The organism is Roseobacter sp. EG26 (assembly GCF_049830555.1).
Lineage (GTDB): Bacteria > Pseudomonadota > Alphaproteobacteria > Rhodobacterales > Rhodobacteraceae > Roseobacter.
On the sequence record NZ_JBNBLH010000012.1, the window covers coordinates 1 to 11,278 of the forward strand.

Genomic DNA, 11,278 nt, shown 5'->3' on the forward strand with positions numbered 1-11,278 from the left:
GACCCGGTTCAGCTCGCGCTCGCTCATCATCACCCATCCCATGCCCGCAACCTCTGCCTGTTATCGTTGCGGGCGAGAGTGACATTCCTGAATTGCAGATGGGTGACATTTTAGCTTTGCTGCTACAAAATAAATTCCTATAATCAATATTATGTAGATTATTAGCGCATCGTAGACGCTCCAGGGCGGAGGACTGGAGAGATTTCGACCCGCTTCGAGCCTTCATGTCTTTCCGCCGAATTCAACAGGAAGGAAATCAGTTTCGCTGTTTGTGATCCGATGTCCATCGGACGCGGGTCTACGGTGGTTATCGTCGGATGCGAAATAGAGGAGAGCTCATACCCGCCAAACCCAGCGACCGCCATGTCCTGGGGAATGACCAGACCGCGTCGCATGCATTCGGTTGTTGCGCCAAATGCTGCCGGGTCAGAGACGCAGATGACGGCTTCGGTATCCGGGTATTGCTCGAGCAGTTCGGTCATCGCATCCGCACCTTGGCGCATGGAGATCGGTGGTTTACCCCCGGCGATAAACCGAGCCTGACCCGATAGACCATGTCTTGCCATTCCGGTTACAAAACCCCGACGGCGATCCGCACCACGCGTATCCCAGACTGTATCACCACCGACAAAGGCAATTCGCTGATACCCCTGTTCAACCAGATGATCGACCATCATCTCCATCGTTGAAGCATTGGAAAAGCCGACGACATGATCAATCGGGTCAGTTGGCAAATCCCACATTTCGACCACTGGAATGCCTGCCTGCTTCAGCAAGCGTCTGGTTCGCTCCGTGTGCCGTCCGCCGGTCACAACGATGGCTTCGGGGCGCCTGCGTAGTAATTGCTCAATCAGTTCCTCTTCCTTTTCGATACTGTAGTCGGAATAGCCGAGCAGGATTTGCAGGCCCGACGCATTGAGATGAGCGGAAAGCGACCCCACGGTATCGGAGAAGTTTCCGTTATCAATCGTCGGAATGGTAACAGCGATGAAACCGGACTTTTGCGATCTCAGATTCGCGGCGGTGCTGTCAAAAACATACCCCATCTTTTCGGCAATTTCGCGCACCTTTTCACGAGTTTGCTGACTGACGGAACGATCACTTTTGAACGCTCGGCTCACGGTCATGACGGAAACACCTGCGGCACGGGCGACATCTTTCATCGTGGGCGGTCTGTCCATCAATTTCTCCTATCGCCGAAGGGGTCGGCCTGTCTCAGGTTTCAGAGCTTTCGCGCCTCGACTGCTTTGTGACCGTCCGGTTGTGCTCCGGTATCAATCATGAAAACGGCTCCTGTTGCGGACCCTTGAAAAACTCCATCAGCGCGGCCTGATCTTCGCCGCCCAACCCGGCGGCTGTCAGCATCCTGTGAACCTCCAGACAAAGCGCCGTCAGCGGCATGGAGGTATTTGTGCGCCGTGCCAAATCCTGCGCGCCATTGAGATCCTTGACCATATTGTCGATGCGCCCGGTGCGACGGTAGTCCTTGGTTGCAAACCGGGGCATGTATTCCTGAAGGATCGCGCTGTCCGCACGTCCCCCTTGCAAGGCGACGGGCACCTTTTCGGCTGTTACGCCTGCGTCCAAAGCCAGTTGCGTGGCCTCTGCCACAGCCATGAAACCGAGACCGCACAGCACCTGATTGATAAGTTTTGTCGTCTGACCAGCACCAACCGGCCCCATATGCGTGTAATTGCTGGCCACATGTTTCAGCACATTGCGCGCGTCTTCGAAATCTGCCGCGCTGCCGCCAGCCATTAAAGTGAGCTCTCCGCTAACGGCTTTGGGTGCGCCACCTGACAGAGGGCTATCGACCCATCGCAAGCCGGCCTCCGCCGCCCGGTCGGCCAATGTTTTTGTGGCATCGGGATCAATCGACGACATGTCGATGATCAATGTGCCTTCGCGCGCGCCTTCCGCGATTCCATCAGGGCCAAACACTGCGATTTCCACAATTTTCGGACTATTAAGACTTGTGATCACGTAGTCCGATGCTTTGGCTGCAGCCGCGGCGGACGGTGCCGCATTTGCGCCTCTGGCGACCAGTTCGGCCACTTTTGCCTGATCAAGATCGAACACGGTTAGCTGGTTGCCGGTCTCGGCCAGACGGGCCCCTATCGCACCGCCCATGGCCCCTGCACCGATTAACGCGACCTTGACACTCATACATGAATTCCTTCGATTTTTCGGGTCAGATCGGAAACGATGTCGGTGATACTTTGGTCAATATCTACCGTAACGCTCAGCTCGTCCGCCTGGGGTGGTTCAAGTGCTGAAAACTGGCTGTCGAGCAGAGATAGCGGCATGAAATGGCCTTTTCTGGCCTGCATGCGTTCCGCGATGACATCGCGTGTCCCGGAAAGATGCAGAAACACAATTTTGCCGCCCGCGCCGTCTCTGAGCCAGTCGCGGTACTTTCGACGCAAAGCCGAGCAGCCGATGACCAGCCCGTCCTGTGATTTTCTGAATTGAGCCGCGACCTCGGCCAACCAAGGGCGCCGGTCTGCGTCGTTCAAGGGTTCCCCCCGCGCCATCTTTTTAACATTGGCCTCAGGATGCAGATCGTCGCCGTCAATGAAGCGTGCGCCAGTCGCTTCGGCAAAGGCCATTCCGATGGATGTTTTTCCACAGCCTGAAACGCCCATCACAATGTAGCGCGGAAAGCTCACAACGAGGCCGTGATGCCGCCATCGACAAAGACGGTGGTGCCGTTCACGAATGAAGATGCGTTTGATGCTAGGAAAATGCAGGTCCCCACAAGCTCATCAACATTGCCCCATCGCCCCGCGGGTGTGCGTTTTTCGAGCCAGGCGGAGAACTCCGGATCTGCCACCAATGCTGCGTTCAGAGGTGTATCGAAATATCCGGGGGCCAGACCATTGCATTGCAAACCGTGTTTGGCCCAATCCGTGGCCATCCCCTTGGTCAGGTTGGCGACCGCGCCCTTTGTCATCGTATATGGGGCAATTCCGGGACGGGCGAGTGCTGTCTGGACAGATGCGATATTGATGATCTTGCCCTGCCCGCGACCGATCATGTGCCGCGCGCAGGCTTGGCCGACGTGAAAAACGCTGGCGATATTGGTCTGCATCAGACGTTCAAACGCATCGGCAGGAAAATCTTCGAGCGGTGTGCGGTGCTGCATACCGGCGTTGTTGACCAGAATGTCGATGGCACCCTTTTCCGCCTCGAACCCGTCCACAGCCTTGCGCACCGCGTCGTGATCCGTCGCGTCGAAAGGCAGGACATCGACATGGCCATCGAATTGTGCTGCCGCCGCATCCAGTTTCGCGGTATCACGCCCATTAAGGACTATATCAGCCCCGGCGGCCTGCAATCCCTTGGCCAGCGCAAATCCGATGCCTTGCGAAGAGCCGGTTATCAGCGCGCGGCGACCGGTCAGATCAAATAGGCTCAGGCTCATGGGGCTCTCTTTCTTCTCGACAATAGGGTTAACACCAGTTTATGTTATCGTTAACAAAACTTGTCAAGAGATCACTCAATATGCTGCGAATTCTTACCGCCTTTCGGTTGGTCGGTCTTTTTTCCAGAAGGAACACAACATGAAATCTATCGTCATCCACGGCCAACGGGATTTGCGAATCGAGGAAACATCCGTTGCGGCACCGGGTATCGGAGAAGTTCAGATCGCGATCGCGACCGGCGGCATTTGCGGTTCCGACCTGCATTACTATAATCATGGCGGCATTGGTGCGATCCGCGTCAAAGAACCGATGATCCTCGGGCACGAGGTGTCAGGGCATGTCACTGCACTGGGTCCCGAAGTCGACGGCCTCAGCCTTGGTCAATTGGTCGCGGTGTCGCCGTCACGCCCATGTCTTGCCTGCAGCTATTGCCATGAGGGCGCTCTTAATCATTGCCTGAACATGCGGTTTTATGGCTCGGCGATGCCGTTCCCGCATATTCAGGGTGCTTTCCGGCAAATGCTGGTTGCGGACCAAAAGCAATGTGCTCCCGCTGAGGGTCTGACCACAGGAGAAGCCGCCATGGCGGAACCTCTTGCGGTGTGTCTACACGGCGCGCGTCAGGCCGGTGAACTTTTGGGCAAACGCGTTCTGGTCACCGGCTGCGGGCCGATCGGCCTGCTTTGTATTCTGGTGGCACGCCGCGCGGGTGCGGCCGAAATCGTGGCAACCGATCTGACCGATTTCACGTTGAACATGGCCCGTCAAAATGGTGCGGACCGCGTGATCAACTCATTGGAAGATCCCGAGGCGTTGAAAGCCTATGAGGCCGACAAAGGCACCTTCGATGTTCTGTTTGAGTGCACCGGCGCCGCCCCTGCACTGGCAGGGGGAATTGCCGCATTACGCCCGCGCGGGACAATCGTACAATTGGGGATGGGGGGCGATATGACCCTGCCCGTGCAGGCCATCACCGCCAAAGAGCTCAAACTGTGCGGGTCTTTCCGTTTTCACGAGGAATTCTTTACCGGGGTTGAACTGATGAAAAAGGGATTGATCAACGTCAAACCCCTGATCACCCAAACCCTGCCCCTTGCGGACGCGGTCAAAGCCTTTGATCTGGCGAGTGACCGGACGCAGGCCATGAAAGCGCAAATTTCCTTTGCCTGACAGTGACGCTCACGTATCCGCCCCAATCGCGGCAAGTGCTGCGCGTCCGACGTCAATATCCTGCGGCCCTGTGCCGGAGCCGACCCCGATGCCCCCCAGCAAGACACCGTTATGCCAAATGGGCAATCCGCCAGGCAAGCCCGTCACTTCGCCGCCTGTTGCAAGCCCGACGCCTGTGCGCACCGCTTCGGGTACACTGTCGCTCGGCGCACCAATAGAGGCAGCGGTGCGCGCTTTGCTGAAAGCGCTTTTTCGGCTGAGATACTTTGCGCCGGTCATGCGGATTTCCCCCAGAAGTTCGCCGCTGGCATCCACAATGACAATCACTTGTGGCTGGCCCATTGCTTCGGCACGCGCAATTCCGGCAGAGAGCATTGCCATGACACCGGCGTGGGTCAAAACTTCAGTGGAGTTGAAATACGGGTTCGACATGGAACGGACCTTTCGATTTGACGCCTTTGGGTGTTATCGTTAACTCAAGGGAAAGAAAAGTGGGAGGAACCCCATGTCATTTTTCGAAATTCACGATCCCGTCTTTGGGCAATATGTGCTGGGCAACGCGCCTGTAAAGCAGATTGCCACGGGATTTGACTGGGTTGAGGGACCGGTCTGGTTTGGCGACGCAGGGTGCCTGTTGTTCTCGGACATTCCAAATAATCGCATATTGCGGTGGACACCGGAAAGTGGCGTGACGACCTATCGCAGCCCTTCCAACTACGCCAACGGGCACACCCGCGACCGTCAGGGCAGACTGGTCTCCTGCGAGCACGGAACACGCCGTGTCACCCGCACCGAGCATGACGGGAAGGTCACGGTCATTGCCGATAAATTCGATGGTAAGCCCTTGAATTCGCCCAATGATGTGATCGTAAAATCCGATGGCAGCATCTGGTTTTCCGATCCACACTACGGGATCATGACCAACTATGAAGGTTACACAAGCCCGCAGGAAAACCCCTGTGTCGTTTACCGTGCCGACCCGGACGCAGGCACGCTTGACGTTGTGATCGAGGACATGAACTGCCCCAACGGGTTGGCGTTCTCTCCAGACGAAAGCCTGCTCTATGTGGCTGATACGGGCCGCATGTTTTCCGATGATGCGCAGCATATCCGGGTGTATGACGTCGTGGGTGACAGCGTTCAGAACGGGCGTCACTTCCATACGATCGACCCCGGTATTGCGGATGGCTTTCGTGTGGACACCGATGGCAACCTTTGGTCTTCGGCGGCGGATGGGGTGCATTGCATTGCACCGGACGGTCGCCTACTGGGCAAGATTCTGGTGCCGGAACTGGTGTCCAACATCTGCTTCGGTGGGCGCGCAAAACATGAACTTTACATCACGGCGACGACCAGCGTCTACCGTGTGACACTGAACAGAGCGGGAGTGCAATTTCCATGACAAGTGAAATCGGGCTGGTTGGCCTTGGGACGATGGGCGCGGCCCTCGCCATGAATATTGCGGAAAAGGGTTTCGACATCGCAGTCTGGAACCGTACGACGCAGGTCACGCATGATTTTCACGCAGCATCCGGAGAGCTCGCTTCGAAAATCACACCCACCGACAGCTTGGAGGACCTTGTTACGGCCATCAGGGCACCGCGCGCGATCATTTTGATGGTTCCCGCCGGGCAGGCGGTGGACGACCAGATTGCGGCACTGCGCCCGCTACTAGGCCCTGATGACCTGATCATAGATGCAGGTAATGCCAATTTCCACGACACCAACCGTCGCGCACGCGAAGCAACCGGTCCGTTCCTGGGAATTGGCGTGTCGGGGGGCGAAGAAGGCGCGCGTCATGGTCCGTCAATCATGGGCGGCGGCAAACGGGAATATTGGGATCGCGTGTCACATGTGCTCGAAGCGATCAGCGCCAAATACGAAGGCACGCCTTGCGCCACGTGGATGGGTGAGGAAGGCGCGGGTCATTTTGTGAAGGCCGTGCATAATGGCATCGAGTACGCGGATATGCAGATGATCGCAGAGATTTACGGCATTCTGCGTGATGGCATGGGCTATGATGCCGGGGCTGTCGGGGCTGTCTTTGACCGCTGGAATGAGGGGCCGCTGCGGTCCTATCTGGTGGAAATTTCCGGAAAAGTAGCCGGAACAACAGATGCCGCCACGAACGCGCCATTGCTGGACGTCATTGTAGATGCCGCCGGCCAAAAAGGCACGGGCCGGTGGACGGTCATCGAAGCGCAACACCTCGCCGCGCCCATCCCCGCGATCGAAGCGGCAGTGGTTGCGCGCAATCTTTCATCGCGTCGGGACGCCCGCGCAGAGGGTGAAGTGCTTTTTGGCGCGGCACCCAGACCGATGGCAGACGGAACACTGACAGTTGACGCAATGGAACAGGCGATGATCTGTGGCAAGATCCTGTGCTACGCGCAGGGTTTCGTGATGATCTCCGCTGCGTCTGACGCTTTTGGCTGGGCCCTGCCCCTGCCCGAGATTGCCCGTGTCTGGCGCGAGGGCTGCATCATCCGGTCAGACATGCTCAACGATATGGCCTCGGCCCTGACCGATGATCCCATGCGGAACCTGATGTTTGCGCCATTTTTCTCCGAAAAGCTGAAAACCAGCCACGACGCTTTGCGGCAGGTGGTGGCTCAGGCGGCGCTGCACGGTATCCCCGCCCCTGCCCTGGGGTCTGGGCTCACCTATTTCGACGCCATGCGTACCCATCGCGGCACAGCAAATATGATTCAGGGCCAGCGCGATTTCTTTGGGCTACATGGATTTGCACGGCTGGACGATGGCAGTACGGGCCAACATGGTCCGTGGGCGCATTAAACCTACGAACCGGCGCTTCAATTCAAGACAGAACAACCAACCCGCAGGTCCTAAATTCGATCTGCGGGCTTTCTCTTCACAATAAATGTTATCGATAACTTTTCTTGTTGACTCCCTGGGGATCTGGTCCGATGATCCGATATGTTACCGGTAACGATCCTTGTTGGTAGCGAGGGAGGACCACCATGTCCGAAGGGACATCTTCGAAAAAAAACGACCTGCGATTTGAAAACATCGTGAAAACCTTTGGGGGCACGCATGCGCTGCGGGGCGTCTCGCTGGATGTGGGCCGCGGTGAAATCGTCGCACTTTTGGGCGAAAACGGGGCCGGAAAATCAACGCTCATCAAAGTGCTGGGCGGGATCCACGCGCCTGACAGCGGAAGCGTCAGCATCGAAGGCGTGCCTTACAAGCACGTCGCAGGCGCGGTGAACGAGCGACAAGCCGTTGCGTTTATCCACCAGGATCTGGGGCTTATCGAGTGGATGAGCGTCGCTGAAAATATCGCGCTGGCCGTTGGATATATGCGGCGCGGTGGCCGGATTGACTGGGTTGCTACGGAGAGCATTGCGCGCGATGCGCTTGCGCTGGTGGATGCTGATTTCGCGCCGACAACGCGTGTCTCGGATCTTTCCCGCACCGAGAAATCACTGGTGGCTATTGCGCGGGCATTGGCGGTGGAATGCGATTTCCTGGTGCTGGATGAACCCACGGCGTCCCTGCCTGCCGACGAGGTAGAACGGTTGTTTGCCGCTCTCAGGCCGCTGCGGGACAAAGGTGTGGGGATGATCTACGTTTCGCACCGGCTGGATGAGATTTTCAAAATCGCGGACAGGGTGGCCGTGCTGCGCGATGGCGAAATGGTCGGGATGCGCACTATCGCTGAGACAGATCCCGAAGACTTGGTGGACCTGATCGTGGGCGGCAAGACACGCGATATCGCGCGTCCGGACGCCCAGACCGGGGACGCAGTACTTGATGTGAAAGACCTGCGGACAGAAACCGCAGGCCCTGCCAGTTTCACCGTTCAGAAGGGAGAAATGCTTGGGCTTGTCGGATTGCGCGGTGCCGGGCATGAAGACATTGGACGCGCGCTTTTTGGTCTCCTGCCACATCAGGGATCGGTCACACTTTTGGGCCAAATGCCCGATCTGACCTCCCCGATTGGGGCGGTATCTTCGGGCATCGGGTTTGTGGCGCGTGATCGGGTTGTGGAATCCATCGCGCCCGCGCTGACAATCCGCGAAAACGCCTATCTCAATCCGCTGACGCATGGCCGCAAACTCTTTTCCTTCATGGGATCGCGACCCGAAGACGTCCGCGCCCGCGCGCTTGGTGGCCGCGTTGGCTTGTCCCCCAATGATCCGACATTGGCGATTGAGGCGTTGTCCGGCGGTAACCAGCAAAAAATCGTTGTGGGTCGGTGGCTCGACACAGGGCGCAGCTTTCTGATTGCCGAAGACCCCACAGCCGGGGTGGACGTGGGTGCCAAGGCGGAAATCTATCAACTGCTTTACGATGCGATGGCCGCTGGCATGGGCGTGCTTGTCGTTTCAACCGATTTCGAGGAAATCGCCAACATTTGTCATCGCGCTCTGGTTTTCAGCCGGGGCGTGCCCGTGACCGAAGTGTCCGGCGACCAACTTACAACACAATCGCTCATTCAGGCCGCATCGGCCGGTGAAGCGGCCTGAGGGAGACAAAGACGTGAACTCCATCGAATCCGATGCTCTGGAGCCAACCAAGGATCAACTTGCGGGCATGACCTTTGGGCAAAAACTCATACGTCTGGCCCCGGTTTACGGGCTGGTGATCCTGATGTTCGGGCTGATCATCCTGTTTTCGGTGCTGCTGCCGAACACGTTCCCCACGGTGCTCAATCTGCGTTCCATTGTCTCCGATAAATCGATCATCGCCTTGCTGTCACTGGCGGCGATGATCCCGATGGTCGCGGGCCGCATTGACCTGACGGTCGGCTATGGGATTGTCCTTTGGCACATCCTCGCAATCTCCTTGCAGACACTCTATGGGTTTCCCTGGCCGATGGCGGTGATCACCGTGATTGGTCTTGGTGCATTGACGGGTCTGGCAAACGGATTTCTGGTGGAAATCGCAAAGATCGACGCTTTCATCGCCACTCTGGGCACTGGCACCGTGCTCTATGCGCTGGCGCTCTGGCACACTGGCGGACGACAGGTTGTGGGTGTGCTGCCAGATGGGTTCTACGCGCTAAACGGCACCTTTGTACTTGGCCTGCCGATCACGGGGTTTTACGTTCTGGCGATCACGATCGTTTTATGGCTCATCCTGGAATACACGCCCATCGGCCGGTTTCTATATGCGATCGGTGCGAACCAGAAAGCCGCAGCTTTGAATGGCATTCCCACCCGTAAATATGTCGTTGGCGCGTTCATTGCATCGGGTACGCTGACCGCTTTGACCGGCGTTCTGTTGGCGTCAAAACTGCGCATTGGTCAGGCCTCTGTCGGGCTGGAATTCCTGTTGCCTGCCCTTGTCGGTGCCTTTCTGGGGTCCACTACGATCAAACCGGGGCGGGTCAATGTCTGGGGTACAATCGTGGGTGTGGTCATTCTTGCGGTCGGCATCTCGGGCATTCAGCAATTTGGCGGATCGTTCTGGGTCGAGCCGATGTTCAATGGCCTGACCCTGCTGATCGCCATTGGCATCGCGGGATATGCACAGCGAAAAAAGGGCTCCGGCCCGAAGTGATCAACAAAAACTGAGAAAGGGAGGACACTATGCTCAGAAGAACTCTAACAGCCTCAATCCTGGCGCTGGCTGTCGCCGGTCCGTCATATGCGGACGCCGTTTCAGAAGCCATGGCGGCAGTGAAACTGCACGCAGGTCAGAAAACCGCCTGGGATGGTCCCACATCGGGCCCAACCGCAGCAGAAGCTGGCACCATCGTTGTGCTGGCCGGTGATCTGAAGAATGGCGGCATTCTTGGCGTCACAAATGGCGTCGAAGAAGCTGCCGCTGCCATTGGGTGGGACGTACGCGTTCTGGATGGCGCGGGCTCCATTCAGGGCCGCACAGCCGCATTCGGTCAGGCGCTGGCGCTGCAACCGGCGGGTATCATCATCAACGGCTTTGACGCAGTGGAACAGCAGGCCGCACTGGAACAGGCGCAAAACGCAAATGTTCCCATGGTTGCCTGGCACTCCGGTCCGGTGATCGGATGCAACCCGGGCAACGGCATCTTTGCCAACGTCTCGACGGATGCCATGCAGGTATCTGAAGCCGCTGCCCAATGGGCCTTTGCCGATGCGGGTGGTGAGCCGGGTGTCGTGATCTTTACCGACAGCACCTACCAGATCGCGATCGCCAAGGCGGACCGCATCAAGGAAACCATCGAGAAACTGGGGGGTACGGTTCTGGAGTATGTCGACACGCCCATCGCGGACACCTCCAGCCGCATGCCGACGCTGACAACGGCCCTGTTGCAGCGTCACGGAGACAAGTGGACACATAGCCTTGCGATCAATGACATCTATTTTGATTTCATGGGACCAAGCCTTGCCTCTGCCGGTTTGGGGGGCGACCAGAAACCGCTGGCCGTGGCCGCAGGTGATGGCTCGGAGAGCGCGTACCAACGTATTCGTTCCAACCAGTATCAGGCTGTGACCGTGGCCGAGCCGCTCAATCTGCAAGGTTGGCAACTGGTGGATGAGCTGAACCGGGCCATTCGGGGCGAAGAATGCTCTGCCTATACCTCGCCGTTGCATGTGGTCACGCAGGAAAATGTTGCCTTTGACGGTGGTGAGAACAACATCTTCGATCCCGGTAACGGCTACCGTGATGAGTACAAGAAAATCTGGGGCAAATAACGCGTTTCAGTAAATGATTGCCTCCGTCCGCTGAAATAG

General features: G+C 57.5%; 11 protein-coding genes. 6 read left to right on the top strand and 5 right to left on the bottom strand.

Translation table 11 applies throughout. The features are described from left to right. Window positions 1–161 precede the first annotated feature (161 nt). The 4 genes from ACOTTU_RS20500 to ACOTTU_RS20515 form a co-directional block, all read right to left on the bottom strand. Window positions 162–1,181 (bottom strand): LacI family DNA-binding transcriptional regulator, encoded by a 1,020-nt coding sequence (locus ACOTTU_RS20500; RefSeq protein WP_298921990.1) that lies wholly within the window; start codon window positions 1,179–1,181, stop codon window positions 162–164. A gap of 97 nt (window positions 1,182–1,278) precedes the next feature. Then, entirely contained in the window at window positions 1,279–2,166 is an 888-nt protein-coding gene (locus ACOTTU_RS20505; RefSeq protein ID WP_425660687.1) for an NAD(P)-dependent oxidoreductase, read from the bottom strand. After that, window positions 2,163–2,645 carry a gluconokinase gene (locus ACOTTU_RS20510; RefSeq protein ID WP_425660860.1) on the bottom strand — a complete coding sequence of 161 codons (483 nt, stop codon included), beginning with the start codon at window positions 2,643–2,645 and terminating at the stop codon, window positions 2,163–2,165. The genes ACOTTU_RS20505 and ACOTTU_RS20510 overlap by 4 nt, the downstream gene beginning before the upstream one ends. Before the next feature lie 20 nt (window positions 2,646–2,665). Next, a complete protein-coding gene (locus ACOTTU_RS20515) occupies window positions 2,666–3,424 on the bottom strand; it encodes an SDR family oxidoreductase (protein ID WP_425660689.1) in 759 nt (252 codons plus the stop codon). Window positions 3,425–3,563: 139 nt separating this feature from the next. On the opposite strand from ACOTTU_RS20515, the gene ACOTTU_RS20520 reads away from it, so the two are divergent. After that, window positions 3,564–4,595, top strand: coding sequence for an L-idonate 5-dehydrogenase (locus tag ACOTTU_RS20520; protein ID WP_425660691.1), 1,032 nt, complete (start codon window positions 3,564–3,566; stop codon window positions 4,593–4,595). A 9-nt stretch (window positions 4,596–4,604) separates the two neighbouring features. On the opposite strand, the gene ACOTTU_RS20525 is transcribed toward ACOTTU_RS20520, so the two are convergent. Beyond that, window positions 4,605–5,027: a GlcG/HbpS family heme-binding protein gene (locus ACOTTU_RS20525; protein WP_425660693.1), complete on the bottom strand. Its 423-nt coding sequence runs from the start codon at window positions 5,025–5,027 to the stop codon at window positions 4,605–4,607. 73 nt (window positions 5,028–5,100) lie between these two features. Here ACOTTU_RS20525 and ACOTTU_RS20530 point away from each other — a divergent pair, with 73 nt between their 5' ends. The 5 genes from ACOTTU_RS20530 to ACOTTU_RS20550 all read left to right on the top strand — a co-directional run bounded on the left by ACOTTU_RS20530 (window position 5,101) and on the right by ACOTTU_RS20550 (window position 11,239). After that, window positions 5,101–5,997, top strand: coding sequence for an SMP-30/gluconolactonase/LRE family protein (locus ACOTTU_RS20530; RefSeq protein ID WP_425660695.1), 897 nt, complete (start codon window positions 5,101–5,103; stop codon window positions 5,995–5,997). After that, entirely contained in the window at window positions 5,994–7,391 is a 1,398-nt protein-coding gene (gene gndA, locus ACOTTU_RS20535; protein WP_425660697.1) for an NADP-dependent phosphogluconate dehydrogenase, read from the top strand. Before ACOTTU_RS20530 ends, gndA begins: the two co-directional genes overlap by 4 nt. A gap of 185 nt (window positions 7,392–7,576) precedes the next feature. Beyond that, window positions 7,577–9,085: a sugar ABC transporter ATP-binding protein gene (locus tag ACOTTU_RS20540; protein WP_425660699.1), complete on the top strand. Its 1,509-nt coding sequence runs from the start codon at window positions 7,577–7,579 to the stop codon at window positions 9,083–9,085. Between the two features lie 13 nt (window positions 9,086–9,098). Then, window positions 9,099–10,121, top strand: coding sequence for an ABC transporter permease (locus tag ACOTTU_RS20545; RefSeq protein ID WP_425660701.1), 1,023 nt, complete (start codon window positions 9,099–9,101; stop codon window positions 10,119–10,121). 29 nt (window positions 10,122–10,150) lie between these two features. Then, complete coding sequence (locus ACOTTU_RS20550) at window positions 10,151–11,239, top strand: substrate-binding domain-containing protein (protein WP_425660703.1); 1,089 nt, start codon at window positions 10,151–10,153, stop codon at window positions 11,237–11,239. Window positions 11,240–11,278: the final 39 nt, after the last annotated feature.